The 19,281-nt window shown below is 48.7% G+C and carries 18 protein-coding genes, 1 tRNA gene and 1 riboswitch; of the genes, 15 read left to right on the top strand and 4 right to left on the bottom strand.

The annotated features are described in order from the left end of the window. Nucleotides 1–36: 36 nt before the first annotated feature. The 4 genes from BTA51_RS07235 (at nucleotide 37) to ribB (ending at nucleotide 5,174) form a co-directional block, all read left to right on the top strand. Nucleotides 37–981 (top strand): D-ribose ABC transporter substrate-binding protein, encoded by a 945-nt coding sequence (locus tag BTA51_RS07235; RefSeq protein ID WP_094706780.1) that lies wholly within the window; start codon nucleotides 37–39, stop codon nucleotides 979–981. Between the two features lie 209 nt (nucleotides 982–1,190). Continuing rightward, a complete protein-coding gene (locus BTA51_RS07240) occupies nucleotides 1,191–2,954 on the top strand; it encodes an extracellular solute-binding protein (protein ID WP_094706781.1) in 1,764 nt (587 codons plus the stop codon). A gap of 175 nt (nucleotides 2,955–3,129) precedes the next feature. Beyond that, on the top strand, nucleotides 3,130–4,062 hold the full coding sequence (locus BTA51_RS07245; protein ID WP_094706782.1) for a helix-turn-helix domain-containing protein: 933 nt from the start codon (nucleotides 3,130–3,132) through the stop codon (nucleotides 4,060–4,062). A 200-nt stretch (nucleotides 4,063–4,262) separates the two neighbouring features. Continuing rightward, nucleotides 4,263–4,405: riboswitch (FMN riboswitch) on the top strand. A gap of 106 nt (nucleotides 4,406–4,511) precedes the next feature. Further along, a complete protein-coding gene (ribB, locus tag BTA51_RS07250) occupies nucleotides 4,512–5,174 on the top strand; it encodes a 3,4-dihydroxy-2-butanone-4-phosphate synthase (protein WP_094706783.1) in 663 nt (220 codons plus the stop codon). Nucleotides 5,175–5,491: 317 nt separating this feature from the next. On the opposite strand, the gene BTA51_RS07255 is transcribed toward ribB, so the two are convergent. Further along, nucleotides 5,492–5,582 (bottom strand) — tRNA-Ser (locus BTA51_RS07255). 283 nt (nucleotides 5,583–5,865) lie between these two features. Between BTA51_RS07255 and BTA51_RS07260 the strand changes: the two genes are divergently transcribed. The 6 genes from BTA51_RS07260 to BTA51_RS07285 all read left to right on the top strand — a co-directional run bounded on the left by BTA51_RS07260 (nucleotide 5,866) and on the right by BTA51_RS07285 (nucleotide 9,146). Further along, the gene (locus BTA51_RS07260) at nucleotides 5,866–6,567 is read left to right on the top strand and encodes a Bax inhibitor-1/YccA family protein (protein ID WP_094706784.1); all 702 of its coding nucleotides are present in this window, start codon (nucleotides 5,866–5,868) and stop codon (nucleotides 6,565–6,567) included. 120 nt (nucleotides 6,568–6,687) lie between these two features. Continuing rightward, a complete protein-coding gene (gene tusD, locus BTA51_RS07265) occupies nucleotides 6,688–7,083 on the top strand; it encodes a sulfurtransferase complex subunit TusD (RefSeq protein WP_094706785.1) in 396 nt (131 codons plus the stop codon). Then, a complete protein-coding gene (gene tusC, locus BTA51_RS07270; protein ID WP_094706786.1) occupies nucleotides 7,083–7,445 on the top strand; it encodes a sulfurtransferase complex subunit TusC in 363 nt (120 codons plus the stop codon). Before tusD ends, tusC begins: the two co-directional genes overlap by 1 nt. Nucleotides 7,446–7,473: 28 nt before the next feature. Continuing rightward, complete coding sequence (gene tusB, locus BTA51_RS07275; RefSeq protein ID WP_094706787.1) at nucleotides 7,474–7,779, top strand: sulfurtransferase complex subunit TusB; 306 nt, start codon at nucleotides 7,474–7,476, stop codon at nucleotides 7,777–7,779. An 8-nt stretch (nucleotides 7,780–7,787) separates the two neighbouring features. Continuing rightward, complete coding sequence (locus BTA51_RS07280; protein ID WP_094706788.1) at nucleotides 7,788–8,102, top strand: TusE/DsrC/DsvC family sulfur relay protein; 315 nt, start codon at nucleotides 7,788–7,790, stop codon at nucleotides 8,100–8,102. A 27-nt stretch (nucleotides 8,103–8,129) separates the two neighbouring features. Continuing rightward, on the top strand, nucleotides 8,130–9,146 hold the full coding sequence (locus BTA51_RS07285; RefSeq protein WP_168188095.1) for a glycosyl transferase family protein: 1,017 nt from the start codon (nucleotides 8,130–8,132) through the stop codon (nucleotides 9,144–9,146). Nucleotides 9,147–9,206: 60 nt separating this feature from the next. On the opposite strand, the gene nfuA is transcribed toward BTA51_RS07285, so the two are convergent. Beyond that, on the bottom strand, nucleotides 9,207–9,788 hold the full coding sequence (nfuA, locus tag BTA51_RS07290; RefSeq protein WP_094706790.1) for a Fe-S biogenesis protein NfuA: 582 nt from the start codon (nucleotides 9,786–9,788) through the stop codon (nucleotides 9,207–9,209). A 291-nt stretch (nucleotides 9,789–10,079) separates the two neighbouring features. Here nfuA and metH point away from each other — a divergent pair, with 291 nt between their 5' ends. Beyond that, the gene (gene metH / locus BTA51_RS07295) at nucleotides 10,080–13,784 is read left to right on the top strand and encodes a methionine synthase (protein ID WP_094706791.1); all 3,705 of its coding nucleotides are present in this window, start codon (nucleotides 10,080–10,082) and stop codon (nucleotides 13,782–13,784) included. A gap of 24 nt (nucleotides 13,785–13,808) precedes the next feature. Next, nucleotides 13,809–14,036 (top strand): DUF2970 domain-containing protein, encoded by a 228-nt coding sequence (locus BTA51_RS07300; protein WP_094706792.1) that lies wholly within the window; start codon nucleotides 13,809–13,811, stop codon nucleotides 14,034–14,036. 138 nt (nucleotides 14,037–14,174) lie between these two features. Here the strand turns inward: BTA51_RS07300 and BTA51_RS30765 are convergent, their stop codons facing one another. Then, entirely contained in the window at nucleotides 14,175–14,297 is a 123-nt protein-coding gene (locus BTA51_RS30765) for a hypothetical protein (protein WP_256385707.1), read from the bottom strand. A 332-nt stretch (nucleotides 14,298–14,629) separates the two neighbouring features. Here BTA51_RS30765 and BTA51_RS07305 point away from each other — a divergent pair, with 332 nt between their 5' ends. The 3 genes from BTA51_RS07305 to BTA51_RS07315 all read left to right on the top strand — a co-directional run bounded on the left by BTA51_RS07305 (nucleotide 14,630) and on the right by BTA51_RS07315 (nucleotide 18,156). Continuing rightward, the gene (locus tag BTA51_RS07305; protein WP_094706793.1) at nucleotides 14,630–16,282 is read left to right on the top strand and encodes a nitrite/sulfite reductase; all 1,653 of its coding nucleotides are present in this window, start codon (nucleotides 14,630–14,632) and stop codon (nucleotides 16,280–16,282) included. Continuing rightward, nucleotides 16,275–16,772: a DUF934 domain-containing protein gene (locus tag BTA51_RS07310; protein ID WP_094706794.1), complete on the top strand. Its 498-nt coding sequence runs from the start codon at nucleotides 16,275–16,277 to the stop codon at nucleotides 16,770–16,772. The genes BTA51_RS07305 and BTA51_RS07310 overlap by 8 nt, the downstream gene beginning before the upstream one ends. Nucleotides 16,773–16,992: 220 nt before the next feature. Continuing rightward, nucleotides 16,993–18,156 carry a cation:proton antiporter gene (locus BTA51_RS07315; protein ID WP_094706795.1) on the top strand — a complete coding sequence of 388 codons (1,164 nt, stop codon included), beginning with the start codon at nucleotides 16,993–16,995 and terminating at the stop codon, nucleotides 18,154–18,156. 112 nt (nucleotides 18,157–18,268) lie between these two features. Here the strand turns inward: BTA51_RS07315 and BTA51_RS07320 are convergent, their stop codons facing one another. Next, nucleotides 18,269–19,273, bottom strand: a complete 1,005-nt coding sequence (locus BTA51_RS07320; RefSeq protein ID WP_094706796.1) for a YhdH/YhfP family quinone oxidoreductase — start codon at nucleotides 19,271–19,273, stop codon at nucleotides 18,269–18,271. Nucleotides 19,274–19,281: the final 8 nt, after the last annotated feature.

The following is a 19,281-nucleotide window of genomic DNA, read 5'->3' on the forward strand; positions in this document are numbered from 1 at the left end:
GCACACTCTCTAAAACAAAAATATCGGAGTAATATCATGTTGAAACTATGTAAACGTCTCCTTGCTGCAACAATAGCATTCACTGCTATTACAAACTCTGCCTGGGCGGATGGATTAATCTCAATCATCGTGAACGACCCTTCAAACCCATACTGGCATACTGAAGGTGAAGTCGCCCGAAAAACTGCGGTGAAACTTGGTTACGACGCCATTGTTACGGCACACAAAGGCGATACCAATACAGAAAGCAATTTGGTCGATACCGCAATCACTAACCAGGCAAAAGCGATCATTCTTGATCCAGCCAATGCTGACGGATCCGTTGGTGCGGTAAAAAAAGCAGTTGCTGCAGGTATACCTGTCTTCTTGATTAATGCTGAAATTAATCAGGAAGGATTGGCAAAAGCCCAGTTGGTTTCCAATAACGCTCAGGGGGCAGCCTTGGGCGCAATACAATGGGTGCAGGAAGTCGGTGGTTCAGGCAATTACGTTGAATTGTTCGGCGCACCTTCTGATAACAACGCGGCAACCCGTTCAAATGGATATGAAACAGTACTGACTCAATACCCTGACCTTAAAAAAGTAGCACAAGAGGTCGCCAACTGGGACCGAACCCAAGGGTATAACAAAATGCAGTCTATGCTCCAAGCAAACCCAAACATCACAGGAGTTATCAGCGGGAATGATGAAATGGCTCTGGGTGCCATAGCAGCACTCAAGGAAGCAGGCAAGCTCAATCAAGTCAAAGTTGGCGGCTTTGATGGTTCTCCTGATGCTATCGACGCGATTAGAGCCGGGGAAATGGAATACACAGTCCTCCAACCTGTCGCGGTGTTCTCTGAGGACGCTGTACGGCAAGCTGATTACTACATTCGAACCGGTAAAACCAAGGAAAAGAACGAAAAACAACTGTTTGACTGCATGGTGGTAACCGCTCAAAACGTTGGGATGTATACATCCCCTTTCATGGTATCTCAATAGATCACATCTGGGAGCGCTTGAATAGCGCTCCCTTTCTCTCCAGCAATCTAAAACCAGTACTTTACAGAATCTAGAACGAGCGTCAGCCGATACAAAACTCTTGTTTCCTCTGCAGAACAGAGATCAATGATAACGCTCTATTCAATATTCGAGGATTTTGGTTAGTCAGGACGACCACTAAACAAATATAAATATCAGTGGTGCGATAGATGAACATAAGAATTAATGCGGTTTCAGGCATTTTCGCGGCCCTGCTTCTTGTCAGCTCTTATAGTGCCAAGTCGGCTTTGGTTGACCAGTTAACCCCCGAGGAACGAGCCAACATCGAACACTGGGTCGACTCAGAATTTAAAGATTCGACCTTAAGCCGAAGAGAGCAAATTGAAGAGTTGAGCTGGTTCGCCATTGCTTCAAAACCCTATCGGGGGATGGAGTTAAATGTTATTTCCGAGCCGATTACCACACACCAATATGAATCGAATGTGTTGACAAGAGCATTTGGTGAAATCACGGGAATCAAAGTCAACCATGAACTTCACCCTGAAGGTATGGTCGTTCAGAAGCTATGGATACAGTTTATCTCTGACCAGCATCGGTATGATGCGTTCATCAATGACTCCGACAACATTGGCCATCACTCAAGGTCAGGAAACATTCTGGCTTTAGATGACTACATGGAAGGTGAAGGAAAGGATGTCACACTGCCGACATTGGATATTGACGACTTTATTGGTATGAGCTTTGTCACCGGGCTCGATGGAAAGGTTTATCAACTGCCTGATCAACAGTTTGCCAACCTATATTGGTTTCGTTATGACTGGTTTCAACGCCCGGAACTGAAAAAGCAGTTTAAAAAGATTTATGGGTATGAACTGGGTGTCCCCATCAACTGGTCCGCCTACGAGGATATTGCCGATTTCTTTACCAATCACGTCAAACAGATTGATGGAAAGAAAGTCTACGGGCATATCGACTACGGGCAACGTCACCCATCTCTTGGATGGCGCTTCACGGATGCCTGGTTTTCTATGGCGGGGATGGGAGATTCCGGACTCCCCAATGGTAAACCGGTGGATGAATGGGGAATACGCATAGATGGCTGCCACCCAGTAGGTTCCAGTGTTGCACGAGGAGGCGCTACCAATAGTCCAGCCGCAGTCTACGCGTTAGAGAAATACATATCCTGGTTAAAGAACTACGCTCCTCCAGACGCCATTACGATGAATCAGGATGAGGCGGCGGCACTTCACATTAAGGGCAATATTGCTCAGCGTATTTTCTGGTATGCGCAGGACATACCGGAAATGACTAAGAAGGGATTGGATTTTGTCAATGAAGACGGCACGCCAAAATGGCGCGTCGCACCCTCACCTCATGGCGCATACTGGCAAGAGGGCATGAAACTGGGTTACCAAGATGTCGGAGCATGGACCATTCCTAAAAACATGACCTCGTCCCGTCAAAAAGCCGTTTGGCTGTATGCCCAATTTACCGTCTCTAAAACTGTTTCCCTGAAGAAAACTCTGGTGGGTTTAACTCCAATTCGCGAGTCAGATTTACGATCACCGATCATGCAAAAAATGGCCCCCAAACTTGGTGGAATGCTGGAGTTTTATTTAAGTCCTGCTCGTAAAGCATGGACACCAACAGGCCCGAACGTACCGGACTATCCAAAACTCGCAAAGCACTGGTGGCAAACAATTGCATCTGCCGTGACGGGAGAAAAGACTCCTAGGGAAGCGCTGGACCATCTCGCTGAAAGACAAGACCGATCCCTGGCTGTCATTGAGCGTAATGCAGAGCTCACCACATGCGGCCCCAGGTTAAAAAGAGACAACGAAATAAAAGGTGAGAGCTACTGGCTACAACAACCAGGCGCTCCCAAACCCAAATTAAAAAACGAAAAACCTCCTGGCATAACAGTGCCCTACGACCAATTGGTTCAAGCGTGGAAACAAGGTCGGGAAAAATAAAACCAGCCTAGTTGTGAGCTATTTTCTGGTGATCAGTAGACCGTATCGAAAACCAGTTACCCACAAAGTCCACTTGAATGCAGGAACGACCGGTTGAACTGAGCAGGGAATGAAATATCACTTCCTCGCAGAAAGTTCTCTCAAGAATTCCGTTAAACAAAAAGAGTAGTAATTAATGTTAAGTTCTGGACATTTTGATATTAAGGAGATCAAAAACCTTCACGGAACATCTTCACGTTCTGATGGACAGTCAGACCATTGCATTACCAGATTATCGAAACTAGGGGAAAGCATTACCGAATCCACTTTGACGTCTACTGATATCCAACAGGAGAGATATCACCAAATCGATATTGTCACCAAAGAACGCTGCTATTTTCAAACGGATAGATCTGTCATTGCTTTAGAAGCCGGAGAATTGTTATGGAGCCACAAAGACTATCATCCTACATTATTGAACATGACCAATGCTGCATCCCTACTCCAGATTAGATTTCCGATATTACAGGCCATTGACCTTCAATTGTGTAAGAACTTCGAGTTGGAACTCTTGTACGGCAAGGTGTTTAGACTGACTGTCAAGAGGGCGATTGATCTACAACAGTTTCTACAGCGGATTGAAGACATCAGAGCGGAAGAAAGTGTTATGAAGGATATAGCTTTAGAAGAGTTCAAGCTTATTCTTCGAAGACTGTCACAATACAAAAACCACACTGAAACGGTTTCCACGCCAGTAATTGCAAAACGGAAGGCTTGTTACCAAGCCTACCGAATGGTTGCCTATATCACAGAGCATTTTCAGGATGACCTGCCCATTGAAAAAATCACCAGCAATATAGGATTGAATAAAAACTTTGCAATGGGTTTGTTTAAGAAGGTTATGGGTTTGTCCTTGCTGGAGTGCATCACCAGTATCAGGGTTCATCATGCTGAGAGGTTACTTATTACAACGGATGACGATATAACATCTATTGCATTTGCCAGTGGCTTTTCTTCTTTGAGCAGATTTTATGAGGTGTTTGGTAAATACTTCAGAGACTCCCCAAAACGTTACAGAAGTAATTACAGGAAGAAACTCAAAGTATCAACCTCGAACGACACGACCTAAGTTAGGTATTTCACGACAATCTTTCTCAGAATTTCTTAGACCTTGGAGCCCGTGTTCACTGCGAACTCTTCAGGGCCTATACCGGTTCTTCTAAGGCCACTACGCCAAATGCCTAAAAGGTCTTTTTTGAAACTCAATTTCGTCAATTAGGGAGGTTATCAAGTAATCTGCGCAGGCTCTAAATGAGCTGATCAATTAACACTTATTCTCAGGGCAGGGTGAAATTCCCTACCGGCGGTATACCCATTTGGGTGAGCCCGCGAGCGCCTGTTTTTTAACAGGGACAGCAGATCCGATGAGAATTCGGAGCCGACGGTGACAGTCCGGATGGGAGAGGATAAGGCTTCTTATTGCCAGACTGCATGTCCAGGCATATGTACGCCTGTTGGCCAGCCCATTATGGGTCGGCCCCCTACTCCCTGATTCAGGAAACTTAATCAGGAGACAACATGAATCTGCAAACAACATCGCTCCTAACACCTTTTGGAGATCCATTAACACGCGTTGAAAACGCCTTGAAGTCAATTCGAAACGGCCAGGGTGTCCTATTGGTAGATGATGAAAACCGTGAAAATGAAGGTGACGTGATCTTCGCCGCCGAAACACTAACCAGACCCCAAATGGCCATGCTCATTCGTGAGTGCAGCGGCATTGTCTGCCTCTGCCTGACTGATGATGTGATACGAAGACTTCAGCTTCCTATGATGGTCAACCAGAACTCCAGCAAAAACGGCACAGCTTTTACCGTATCCATTGAGGCCAAACATGGCGTGACTACTGGCGTCTCAGCCGCAGACCGTATTACCACTATCCGCACAGCCATCGACGAAAATAGCCGGCCTGAAGACTTGGCTCATCCAGGGCATGTATTTCCCCTCCGGGCCCAACCCGACGGGGTTTTGTCACGCCGTGGACACACCGAGGGCACGGTGGACTTAATGCGGCTGGCAGGCTTGCAACCAGCCGGTGTTCTCTGTGAACTGACCAATCCGGACGGTACCATGTCCCGCCTGCCAGAAATTGTGGCGTTTGCAGAGAAGCATCAAATGCCTGTGCTGACGATTGAAGATCTGGTCAGATATCGTGAAGACAATTTAGGCCAGGCTGGCTGACCACTACATTCAGGGCATCTGCCGGTCGCTGAAAATTTGTCTGACAAACAACTACCGGCAAGTGCCCCTTCTATCTTTTTGTAGTGGCTTAATAATTCCGGAGAGTAAACAGAGTATAGATATCTGTGAGTTGTGCTGCGGGCGACTTCTAACCGGGAATTTAGAACAAAATTTTCAGATAAAGGGAAAACTATAAATAAACGTACAGTTTTTTATTTCGGGACAACTTTTGTGTGTGTTTAGGACACTTTATGGTGATCGCTACAGCAACGACTCGCTGAGGAATTGTTATGAGGAAACTAAAGAAAGAAAAAAAGTGGCGGTGAGCCAGGGATTCGAACCCCGGGTGGGCTATTAACCCACGGCGGTTTTCAAGACCGCTGCTTTCAACCACTCAGCCAGCTCACCGTTTAGATGTGTCTGCCGAGACACGAGCGTGCATGATACTCAAAAATTATTAGCTGTCAACGCTTTGATTAAGATCTTCTTAGATTCCTTTTCTTTTGTACAGAAATCGGTCTCCTATTCCTAATAGATGACACCCTCACACCAAATTAACCCGATTTAAGGAATGACGGGGAATTAAAACATTGAAATTAGCTCCGGCGTCCTTATTATGAGTCCTAGGTTGATATTAAATTGATATTTGTCATCAATTATTCACTGCATTAATCAAATCTGGGAGGATCTAATGCAAAACCGGCGCGTTCATAACGCTAATATGTCAGCAGTTGCCGGCCGTATGAGTGGCTTCGGAACTCAGGTCGACTCTGCGACTGCAGCTAATGTGTTAAAAAACACCTACTGGCTGTTGGGTCTGACGCTAGCGTTTTCAGCCCTGACGGCGTATTTGTCGATGGGTATGGCGTTCAACCCTATCATGCACTACGGAGCCTTTTTCGCGGCTCTGGCCATCACCTTTGTGATACACAAAGTAGCCAATAGTGTCTGGGGACTGGTGCTCGCGTTTGCATTTACAGGACTCCTTGGCCTGACGCTTGGTCCCATCATTGGCTTTTATGTGAGCATGGGTGCTGCTGAAACGGTTACCACTGCACTTGGCCTGACCGCGTTTGCTTTCTTTGGACTTTCCGGCTTTGCCCTGGTGTCCAAAAAGGACTTCAGCTTCCTGTCCAGCTTCCTGACTGTCGGTTTCTTTGTCATTGTTGGCGCGATAGTGATCAGCCTGTTCGTACAGTCTTCAGCGTTTTCACTGGCGATTTCGGCGGCGGTTGTCCTGTTTGCCTCTGCTGCGATTCTTTACGAAACCAGTGCGATCGTTCATGGCGGCCAGACTAACTACATCCTGGCAGCGGTTTCCCTGTATGCCCAAATCTACAACCTGTTTATCAGCCTGTTGAATATTCTGATGGCTTTTGCAGGTGATGATTGATAACAAGGCAGTAGCCTTCACGCTATAATAGAAGCCCGGCCTATGCCGGGCTTTTTTTCGTCTGCTCTTTTCCGGCTGACTTAACCTGTATTAACTCAAGATATTCAACGGACACGACCAGTGATATACAGCATCGTAGTGTATGGCGCTCCCCACTCTTCGCAAGCGCCCTACTCGGCTTATCAATTCATCCAGGCAGCGTTGTCACGGGGCCATAGCATTTACCGTATTTTTTTCTATCACGACGGCGCAACCAATGGGTCGTCACTGGTTGTTTCCCCTCAGGACGATGACTTGCTACCCAAAGCCTGGCATGAACTGAAGCAGCAACATGAGATAGATTTTGTCGTCTGTATCGGTGCCGGTATCAAGCGCGGCGTTATCAACGAACAGGAAGCCGCGAGATATGAACGCACCCAACACTCCCTGAATGACCGCTTTGAACTTTCCGGACTGGGACAATTGGTGGACGCAAGTCTGAAATCCGACCGTGTGATTACCTTTGGAGCCAGATAATGTCAGCCAAACGATTGTTATTTGTCTTTTCCAACAGTCCGTTCGGAAATGCTCTGGGGGCCGAAGGCCTCGACGCTGTGCTCGCTGCCTCTGTATTTGATCAGGATGTCACCCTGATATTTCAGTTGGACGGCATTTATCAACTGATGAAAGACGGCGATACCGCAGACATTGGAATAAAAGACCACCGAAAAGGATTTAAGGCCCTGGAAATGTACGGTGTCGACACTATTCTTGTTGATGCGATGGACATGGAGGCACGAGGAATCACCGAGAGTCAGTTAGCCATCCCTGCACAACCGGTGGACAGGACCAAAATCACCGAAACCATTCATCAGGCGGACGCCATTTTCACTTTTTAGCCATTTTTACTTTTAAGTTACTGATAACATGACGACTTTGCATATTTTTAACCAGGGTACGCTTCAATCCGCTCTACTACAGCGGTGCATCGAAACGATGTCCCACAAAGACGCTCTGATATTCATTGAAGACGGCGTAGTCTGGGCGACAGATAGCCCCCTTACCAGCCAGTTGCTTGGCAAAGCGCCTCAAAATGCCGGCATTTATGTGTTATCCGAAGATCTGGGCGCCAGAGGGCTGAGCGAGCTTAAAGCAGAATCGGTCGCAGTGGTAGACTATAACGGGTTTGTTGAACTGACCGAGCAATCGCAAAATACACTTTCCTGGTTCTAGGCCGCCATATGACGACACAGACTTTTGATAAAGAGGGCTTTCTTAAGGATATCCATCAATGGAATCCTGAGCTAGCCAATGTGATTGCTGAAAATGAAGGCATCGAGCTCAGCGAAGAGCATTTCGAAGTCATCCAGGTCGCTCGCCAATTTTATGAGGAGTTTGGACTCTCCCCGGTGAACCGTGTGCTGGTGAAAGCGGTGAAGCAGCAACTGGGAGATGAGAAAGGAAGCAGTATGTATCTCCTTAAACTATTCCGGGAAGGGCCTGCCAAAATGGTCTGCAAGATCGCAGGGCTCCCCAAACCAAATAACTGCCTGTAGACGATTCCCCTACTGATGAAAGATATAATGAACACGCCAGTTGTGCAGGAAAATTTCCCCAAAGAACGCAATGAACATCCGTTTGCCCCTTTTGTACGAATCCTGGGTAAAGGGAAAAAGGGCAGCCGTTCGCTGACCCGTGAAGAGGCCCGCGCCGCCATGGGCATGATTATCGATGGTGAATGCCTGGATCTGCAGTTAGGAGCATTTCTCATGTTGCTCCGGGTGAAGGAAGAATCCCCAGAAGAACTGGCAGGCTTTGTGGAAGCCGCCCAGGAACGCTTCCAAGCTCCCTCACTGAGCGTTGACGTGGACTGGAGCTCCTATGCCGGCAAGAAACGCCACCAGCCCTGGTTTCTACTCTCGGCCCTAATGTTGGCTCAGAACGGTATCAGGATCTTTATGCACGGTGCAGAGGGCCATACACAGGGGCGACTGTATACGCGTCATGTGATGACCACACTCGGTCTTCCGGTAGCCGCAAACTGGGCGGATGTTGAGGAACAACTGAGCAAGAACAACTTTGCCTACCTGCCTTTAGAGGCCCTCTCACCCAGGTTGCACGATATCATCCAGATGAGATCCATTCTGGGGCTACGCTCACCGGTTCACTCAATGGCAAGACTGTTGAACCCGCTAAAAGCATCACTTGTGGTTCAAGGGATTTTTCACCCTCCCTATAGCCCCATTCACCAACAGACAGGGCTGTTACTGGATTATCCCAAAACATTGGTCATCAAAGGTGAAGGCGGAGAGTTTGAGCGCAACCCGGATAACGATTGCCTGGCCCGCTTTGTCGATAGTGGCAGTATTGATGAAGAAACCTGGCCCGCACTCTTCGAGCGACGCCATGTGAAACCGGATTCCCTTGAGGTGTCGGCCATGCAAGCTTTATGGCGTGCGGAATCGGACGATGAATACGCCACCGAAGCCGTCATCTCCACAGCAGCACTTGTGCTTAAACATTTGCAGAATCAAACGATGGAGGAGTCTCTCAATTCAGCGCGGGAAATGTGGCAAAAGAGAGATAAGGGCTATTTATAGCAGAGTACAAAAAAGGTGGGATATACCCACCTTTTTTCTAACTCTTATTTTCTTTAATACTTAAGAATAATAAGCGTTTTCCGTGTTGGTGTGATCAGTCGCATCCCGGATGCCCTTCAGCTCTGGAATTCTCTCTAAAAGCGTCTTTTCAACACCATGCTTGAGCGTCATATCAACGGCGGAACACCCCTGACAACCGCCCCCGAATTTTAGTACGGCAACGCCTTCATCGACCACTTCCACCAGCGACACTTCACCACCGTGTGCTGCCAGACCTGGGTTGATCTCAGTGTATAGGATGTAGTTGATACGATCCGGCAAGGGGGAATCTTCATTCACCTTAGGCATCTTGGCATTGGGAGCCTTGATGGTGAGCTGACCACCCATTTTTTCCTGGTTGAAGTCGACAATGGCATCTTCAAGGAACGGCAAGCTGCTACGATCCAGGTAAACGGCAAACTGGGACAGTTCCAGCTTTTCGTCTTCTTCAATCACTTCCTCAGGCTTGCAATAGGCCAGACAGGTCTCCGCATATTTAGTCCCTGGCTGGGTAACGAACATACGAACGCCGATACCTTCCACCTTTTGCTTTTCAAGAAGTTGCGCCAGGTAATCCTGGGCGGATTCGGTAACAGTAACCATTGATTCTCACTTTATTTTGTTAAGCTCTGACCTGCTACATCCAAGTCTTAATGTTGCGGGCATTTTAGAGGAAAACGCTTCCCGGTTAAAGCCCTACCAATTTACTCGGTTATAGTTAAATGATACAAATTGTAAGGCATATCACTACATTATGGGGCCCATATACCGACAAACAAGTTCTGAAATGAGTCCTAAAACTAAAATATCGGCTTGAATGCAGCATCCCCCGGGCATTTCTGCTACTATTTTCGCCCTTTTTTATATCAGTTGACGTCTGAAACGGGTTTTAACATGACAACGAGCGCAAACCGTCGCCAAAACATCGCAGCACTCCACCAGGCCCTGAAAGAGAGAATTTTGATTCTCGACGGCGCCATGGGCACCATGATCCAGCAATATAAACTGGAAGAAAAGGATTATCGTGGTGAACGTTTCAAAGACTTCGACCGGGATATAAAAGGCAATAACGACCTGCTTTGCATGACCCAGCCTCAAATCATCAGGGATATTCACAAAGCCTATATGGATGCCGGGGCAGACATTATCGAGACCAACAGTTTCAATGCTACCGCAGTCTCCCAGGCAGAATACGGTCTTGAAGATATTGTCTACGAACTGAATGTTGCTGCAGCCAGAGTGGCCCGTGAAGCCGCAGATGAAAAAGCTCAGGAAACTCCTGATCGGCCCCGCTTTGTTGCCGGTGTCCTGGGACCTACTTCAAGAACCGCTTCTATTTCCCCGGACGTTAATAACCCAGGCTACCGGAATGTGGATTTCCAAACCCTGGTGGACAATTATTACGATGCCACAAGAGGCCTGGTAGACGGCGATGTTGACATCATTCTCATCGAAACCATTTTTGATACCCTGAACGCCAAAGCCTGTATTTATGGGGTTCAACAATATTTCATCGATCATGATATTGATCTTCCCATCATGATCTCCGGCACGATTACTGATGCTTCCGGCCGCACACTTTCCGGTCAGACCGCTGAAGCATTCTGGAACTCAGTTTCCCATGCCAAACCTGTTTCCATCGGCCTGAACTGTGCCCTGGGCGCCGACGCTCTCCGCCCCTATGTGGAAGAGCTGTCCAACAAGGCCACAACCTTCATTAGTGCACACCCCAATGCGGGTCTTCCAAACGAATTTGGCGAATACGACCAGACCCCAGAGGAAATGGCCGCCATTGTCGAAGGTTTCGCCAAAGACGGATTCGTCAATATCATCGGTGGATGCTGCGGGACAACACCTGCACATATCAAAGCCATCAAGGAAGCCGTAGAAAAACACCCGGCCCGTCAGATTCCTGACATCACCCCGCGCCTGCGACTATCCGGCCTTGAGCCATTCACGCTTAATGATGAAATCAAGTTTGTGAATGTGGGTGAACGCACCAACGTCACCGGTTCCCGTCGCTTTTTGCGTCTGGTAAAAGAAGGCAGCATGGAAGAAGCCTTGGACGTCGCTCGCGACCAGGTGGAAAACGGGGCGCAGATCATCGATATCAACATGGATGAAGGCATGCTGGAATCCAAGGAAGTCATGGTCAACTTCCTGAATCTGGTGGCCTCTGAGCCTGATATTTCCCGTGTTCCTATTATGGTCGACTCTTCCAAATGGGAAGTGATCGAAGCGGGACTTCGCTGCATTCAGGGCAAAGCCGTTGTGAACTCTATCAGCCTGAAAGAAGGCGAAGAGGACTTCATCACCAAAGCCCGTTCATGTATGCGTTATGGCGCCGCCGTTGTGGTCATGGCCTTTGACGAACAGGGCCAGGCAGACACTCTGCAGCGCAAAACCGAGATTTGTAAACGCAGCTATGATGTTCTGGTGGGCCTTGGGTTCCCACCCCAGGATATTATTTTCGACCCGAATATTTTCGCCATTGCGACCGGAATCGAAGAACACAACAACTATGCAGTGGACTTCATCGAAGCCACCCGCTGGATACGCCAGAATCTTCCTTATGCCAGTGTTTCCGGTGGTGTAAGCAACGTTTCCTTCTCCTTCCGTGGCAACGACTCGGTGCGGGAAGCCATTCACTCAGTATTTCTCTATCACGCCATCAATGCCGGCATGAACATGGGAATCGTCAATCCCGCCCAGCTGGTGATCTATGATGAAATCCCTGCGGACCTGAAGAGTCTGGTCGAAGATGTAGTGCTCAACAAAAACCCTGAGGCCACAGAGAAACTTCTTGAAGCCGCGGAGAACTTCCGCTCGACTGGAGAAAAGAAATCCACAGAAGATCTGGAGTGGCGCTCTCTCCCGGTAGAAAAGAGGCTGGAACACTCACTGGTAAAAGGTATAAACACCTACATCCTGGAAGATGCCGAAGAGGCCAGACAACAAGCCAACCGCCCTATCGAAGTTATTGAGGGGCCGTTAATGTCCGGCATGAATGTTGTCGGTGATTTGTTCGGCTCGGGCAAAATGTTCCTTCCCCAGGTGGTCAAAAGCGCCAGGGTCATGAAACAGGCGGTTGCCCATCTGGTGCCATTTATCGAAGCCGAAAAAGGAGAAGGCACCAAGTCCAAGGGCAAAATCCTTATGGCGACAGTGAAAGGCGATGTTCACGATATCGGCAAGAATATCGTCGGCGTTGTTCTCCAATGTAACAACTACGAGGTCATTGACCTGGGCGTTATGGTTCCCTGTGAGAAAATTCTACAGGTAGCCAAAGAAGAAAACGTGGACATCATCGGTCTTAGCGGACTGATCACCCCATCTCTTGACGAAATGGTTCATGTTGCCAAGGAAATGCAGCGGCTGGAGTTCAACATTCCGCTACTTATCGGTGGCGCCACCACTTCAAAAGCTCACACTGCGGTCAAAATAGAGCCACAGTATAAGAACGACATCACTGTTTATGTTACTGATGCCTCCAGAAGTGTTGCCGTGGCCACCAAGCTGATCAGCGATACTCAAAAGACCGGCTATGTAGAAGAAATCAGAACAGAATACGACATGGTTCGGGAGCGCCGCAAAGGCCGCGAGCCCGCCAATCGAGCCATGACGTTGTCTGCCTCCAGAGAAAATGCTTTCAAAGCCGACTGGTCCGCATACTCTCCCCCGGCACCAACATTCACCGGAACCAGGGTATTTGATGATTATCCACTGGAAGACCTGGTGGACTACATCGACTGGACGCCATTCTTCATTTCCTGGGATCTTGCTGGCAAATACCCCAAAATTCTCAGCGATGAGATTATCGGTGAAGCAGCCACGCAGCTGTACAACGACGCCCAGGTGATGCTAAAGAAAATCATCAATGAGAAATTGATCAAAGCCAGAGCCGTTATCGGATTCTGGCCGGCCAACAAAACCGGCGACGAAGACACAACGATCTTTTCTGACGAAACCGCCCAGTCTGAACTGGTAACTCTCAATCATCTTCGCCAGCAGAATGACCGTGGCGCAGGAAACCCGAATATCAGTCTGGCCGATTATGTGGCACCACGGGAATCCGGAAAGCTCGACTATGTCGGTGGATTTGTGGTGACAGCTGGCATCGGCGCTGAAGAACTGGCTGCCGAATACGAAGCACGCCAGGACGATTACAGCAGCATCATGGTTAAGGCACTGGCTGACCGCCTTGCAGAAGCCTTTGCAGAACATATGCACGAAAGAGTCCGAAAAGAATTCTGGGGCTATGCCACGAATGAAGTATTGGACAACGAAGCACTGATCAAGGAAAAATACAAAGGTATCAGACCGGCTCCTGGATATCCGGCCTGCCCCGATCACACAGAAAAAAGAAAACTGTTCGACTTACTGGCGGCGGAAGATGCTACTGGCGTAAAACTCACAGAACACTATGCCATGTATCCCGCTGCCGCTGTCAGCGGCTGGTATTTCTCCCACCCGGACTCCAAGTATTTCGCGGTGGGTAAAATCCAGAAAGACCAAGTGGAAGACTACGCAGCCCGTAAAGGCTGGAACATGGAAGAGGCTGAGCGTTGGCTGTCACCCAATCTCGGCTATGACAGTTAATCCCCGGAACCCCGAGGAGTGGAAATGGATAAAAAGAAAGACACTTCAAGAGAAACCAAACCATCATTCTGGCAATTGATTGTCAGTGTTCTGGGCGCCGCTTTCGGCGTTCAGAGCAGCAAGGCACAACAGCGGGACTTTCAGCAAAAGAGTCCTGCAGTCTATATCGTCGGGGGAATCATCTTCGGGGTGCTATTTGTCTTGGCGATTGCCATGATTGTTAAGGTTGTATTGAGTTCGGCCGGAGCCTGACCGTGCTTTCTCGACTAGCGATGGTCGGCGATGAATCGCTCACCTGAAGATGAATTAAGCACCTGAACATACAAACACCGCATCATCTGCGGTGTTATGTACTTGCAGCCTGCCAGTGATTAGATGGTTCAATGGACCCTAGTGGCTGGCTACCCACAAGATCATCATTGCGGCAATACTCACCACCAGTACAACGGCTGCGATGGCATCTACTTTACTATCGGAATCCTGGTTAATGCTTTGATTATTATTGTCAGCCATGGAACGCTCCTGTTTGATAGTCGAAAGGGACTTCCCGGATCTATTGGCGGTACAGCAACACCAACCGACCCTGTTGTTTTGTATAACAGCTTTCCTGCAGGATCAAGAAGATATTGATTTTCAATGACTAACGATTAGGGTTTATCATCTTTTAATAAATAATGATTCTAAACATATATTTAAATAGCCGTTTTAATTATAAGAAGTTCCTGTAAAATTAGCCCCCTGAAAATGCGGGTAACAATAAGCAGGCCTCTGGCAAGGCCAAGGCCGTCGTGAAGACTCAAAAGTTTGTGAATATTAAACACGCTGGTACTTATTAGGTAATCTCAATGTATAAATACGACGATTACGATCACCGAATTATTCGGGATCGGGTAAATCAGTTCCAGGATCAGACCAACCGCTATTTTGCCGGAGAACTGAGCGAGGAAGAGTTTTTACCTTTACGTCTCCAAAATGGACTTTATGTTCAGCGCCTGGCACCGATGCTGAGAATCTGTATTCCATACGGCATGTTGTCATCAACTCAACTGCGCCGTCTGGCAAAAGTCACCCGGGATTACGACAAGGGTTATGCCCACTTCACGACTCGCCAGAACCTCCAATTGAATTGGCCGACAGTGGAAGATGCTCCAAAGATTCTGGCGGAACTTGCAGAAGTTGAAATGCACGCCGTCCAGACAAGTGGTAACTGCATCCGCAACACCACCACTGATCAGTATGCCGGGGTTACACAGGAAGAGCTTGTAGATCCCCGCCCCTATTGCGAAATTATTCGTCAGTGGTCGACCTTTCACCCTGAATTCGCATTCCTGCCAAGGAAATTCAAGATAGCCGTGAACTCCTGCCCTGACACTGACCGTGCAGCGATTCATGTTCACGACATCGGCTTACAGATCATCACCGACGAATCCGGCAAGCTGGGCTACAAGGTCCTGGTCGGCGGAGGCCTTGGCCGGACTCCAATGATTGGTTCCGTGATCCGCGAATTCCTGCCGGAACATGATTTGCTGACTTACCTGGAAGCCATTCTGCGCGTTTATAACCGCTACGGCCGCCGGGACAATAAGTACAAGGCACGTATTAAAATACTGGTGAAAGCCATGACACCGGAAGGCTTTGCTGAGAAAGTGGAAGCCGAATGGGAACACTTGAAAGACGGCCCAACCAAACTGACAGATGTCGAAATCGCACGCATCAAGAGTCATTTTGTTGATCCTGATTATCAAGCGCTTGATAACCAGCCTTCCGAACTGGCTACCCCACTTGCTGAAAACAAATACTTCAGCAACTGGTATCACCGCAACGTAGTGCCCCACAAAAAACCTGGCTACGCCATCGTCAACCTGACGCTTAAAAAGCTTGGCGTTCCACCCGGCAACGTGACCGACAGTCAAATCGAGCAACTGGCAAATTTGGCAGACGAATATAGCTTCGGTGAATTACGGGTTACCCACGAACAGAATGTCGTACTTGGTGATGTGGAACAAAGCCGTCTGTTTGAACTGTGGGAAAAGATCAAACCTCTGGGGTTCGCGACCCCCAACCTCGGCACACTGACCGATATTATCTGCTGCCCTGGCGGCGATTATTGCTCCTTGGCCAACGCCAAGTCCATCCCGGTAGCAGAGGCACTGCAGGCAAAATTCGATGACCTGGACTATGTCTATGACCTGGGAGAGCTCGATCTGAACATCTCCGGCTGTATGAATGCCTGTGGTCATCACCACGTGGGCAACATCGGCGTGCTTGGAGTGGATAAGAAAGGCGAGGAATGGTACCAGATCTCTGTGGGCGGCGCTTCAGGCCAGGATGCTTCTATCGGCCAGATCCTCGGCCCCTCATTTGCCCGCGAGCAAATGCCTGATGTGATCGAAAAAATTCTTCAGGTGTATGTCGACAAGCGGAACGGCGAAGAATTATTCATCGACACGTTCAGGCGCATTGGATTAACCCCTTTCAAGGAGCGCGTTTATGCCTAGTTTGATTCTCGACGGCCAGATCTTTGAAGACCAGTGGGTCTATCTTGAGAAAGCAGAGGCAGCGGATCAGCAGCAAGTTCCTGAAGGAAAAGTTGTCGTACCTCTTGCTACCTGGCTCGCACAAAAAGATTCACTGTCTTCCAGGGCAGACATCGGAGTCTGGCTGGATAGTGATGAAGAACCAGAAGCGCTGGCTGATCATATTTCTGAGCTGGCGCTGATTGCCGTCAACTTTCCCAAGTTCGCCGACGGTCGTGGCTATTCCATCGCCCGCCTGATCCGTGAGCGCCATTCTTACCAGGGCGAATTGCGTGCAATGGGTGACGTACTTCTGGATCAGCTGTTTTACATGAAACGCTGTGGCTTCAACAGCTTTGCACTGAGACCGGACCGCTCTGCGGAGAAGGCCCTGGCAGGTCTGACAACCTTTACAGAGGTTTATCAGGCCGGCACAGACCAGCCACTCCCGCTTTTCCGGCGCAGAGCTTAAAATTGCTCACAAAAAAGGCAGATCATCATCTGCCTTTTTTATTTTCCATTTATTTACCTGATCCGGGCGCGATTGACACCAGTCACTATCGCAATCCGATTTCCCACTAACATTTGTCGTTACTCATTCGGTAGAATATTGGCAATCATCAACTAAACCGGCCTTTGACAGCATTTCGAGCTGCTTATAACCTTAACAGATACTCTCTAGCGGACTGGTCATGGATCTCAATATCGTCTACTCCTTCTTCCTTATTTTTTCAGGGGCTGCTGTTCTTGCCTCGATTGCCTTATTGACTCGGCAACCTTTGATCCTTGCCTATATTGTTCTGGGTGCTATGGTTGGCCCTTATGGCTTTTCATTAATTGACAACCTGCAGCTGCTGTCCGACATTGCCGAGATTGGCATCATCTTCCTGCTTTTCCTGCTGGGGCTGGACATGCAGCCTTCAGCGCTGCTGCACGTACTGAGGAAAGCCACCATTGTCGCTTTTGTCAGCTCTCTCCTGTTTGCAGCAGTGGGTTACTCAGTCGCCCTTGCCAGCGGATTCACCCAAACCGAAGCTGGTGTGGTAGCCATTGCCGTGACCTTTTCTAGCACGATCATTGGTATCAAGCTCCTGCCTACGACCGTCCTGCACCACCGTCATGTGGGCGAACTGGTGGTCGGACTACTGCTGGTTCAGGATCTCATCGCGATCATTGCCCTGCTGATCCTCGCTGCCGGAGACAAAAATCTTTCTGCCAGCAATATCAGCTTAACCTTCCTTGCTCTACCGATGATTATTGGGGGAGCGTATCTGGTCGTCAAATATGTACTCCTGAAGCTGTTTGCTAAGTTTGACCGCTTCCATGAATATGTTTTCCTTCTGGCGATCGGCTGGTGTCTGGGTGTGGCAGAGATTGCCAAAACAGCCGGACTTTCTCTGGAGATAGGTGCGTTTATTGCCGGGGTTACCATCGCTACCAGCCCGATTTCCCAATATATCGCCGAGAGCCTGAAGCCTCTGCGGGATTTCTTTCTTGTATTATTTTTCTTTTCTCTGGGCGCCAGCCTCAATATCGCCCTGCTGCCACAGATAGCGATTCCCGCATTGATTCTCTCTCTGGTGCTACTGGCCGCCAAGCCAACCATTTTCTATGGTTTACTGAGAATGGTGAAAGAAGATCGTAAGGATTCATGGGAAATTGGCTTCAGGCTTGGCCAAATCAGCGAGTTCTCACTACTTATTTCGTTCCTTGCCCTATCACAGAAAATGATAGGAGAAGCCGCGTCCATGCTCATTCAGAGCACGGCAATACTGATGTTCATGCTCTCCTCTTACATCGTCGTCCTGAATTTCCAAAGCCCAATCGCCATTTCCGACAAATTAAGAAGAGACTAAAAAGAAAAACCCCAGACGACATCATCGCCTGGGGTTTTCAGTTCTTCATCTGCAGTCCTCTGAGCTATACGCCTGCCGCCTGGACTCTCAACAAGGCATTAGGACACCAGCTTTAAGGATTGTGCCTCAACACCATACGGCCGAGCATTTTACCCATATGAATTTTCTCAATCGCAGCAGGAAGCTCTTCAAGAGAAATATCGTGAGAAATGCCGTCAAGGTTGGTCAGCGCCCATTCATTGTCGAATAACTGCCAGATCCGCTCTTTACGGGCCTTGGAGATTTCAACTGAATCAATACCGAATACCGATATTCCCCTCAGGATAAAGGGGAATATTGTCGTTGATACTTCAGTCCCGGCGACCATGCCGCACGTTGTTGCAGCCCCACTGTGGTTAATGGCTTTTACCGCCTTTGAGAACAGCGAACCGCCAACGGTGTCCACAACACCCGCCCAGGTTTCTTTATACAGGGCTTTTTTATCCGGCAAGTCTTCAACATAGGAACGATCAACTATTCTGTGAGCACCCAAACGCACCAGCATATCGCTATGATCCACCTTACTCGTCAGTGCCACCGCCTGATACCCAAGCTTCGCCAACAGAGCGACAGCAATAGAGCCGACCCCTCCTGTCGCTCCGGTTACCAGGATCTCACCATCCGAAGGCTTAACCGTTGTCGCCAGCCTGTCCACCGATAATCCGGCTGTCAGACCCGCTGTCCCCAACACCATGAAATAACGCAAGTCATGATGGGCAGGCTTTTTGATGACCCAGTCGGAAGGAACCCGGATATACTCACCAAATCCTCCTGGAGTATTCATCCCCAGGTCATAACCGGTCACCAGTACTTCATCACCAGGAGCAAAAGCTCCGGATCCGCATTCCACCACAACACCAGCAGCGTCGATACCCGGCGTATGCGGGAACTCTCTGGTAACCCCCCGGTGACCGTGGGCGGAAAGCGCGTCCTTGAAATTGAGTGAGGAGTATCGCACCTTGATCAAAACATCATGATCAGGAAGAGATGCTAACGGCATCTCCTGAATTTCAGTAACAAAGAAACCCTCATCTTTTTCTACTGCCCGTAACGCTCTGAAGCTGCTCTCCGCTGCCATTATTCAAA

This window comes from Hahella sp. CCB-MM4 (genome assembly GCF_002260525.1).
Taxonomy (GTDB): domain Bacteria; phylum Pseudomonadota; class Gammaproteobacteria; order Pseudomonadales; family Oleiphilaceae; genus Hahella.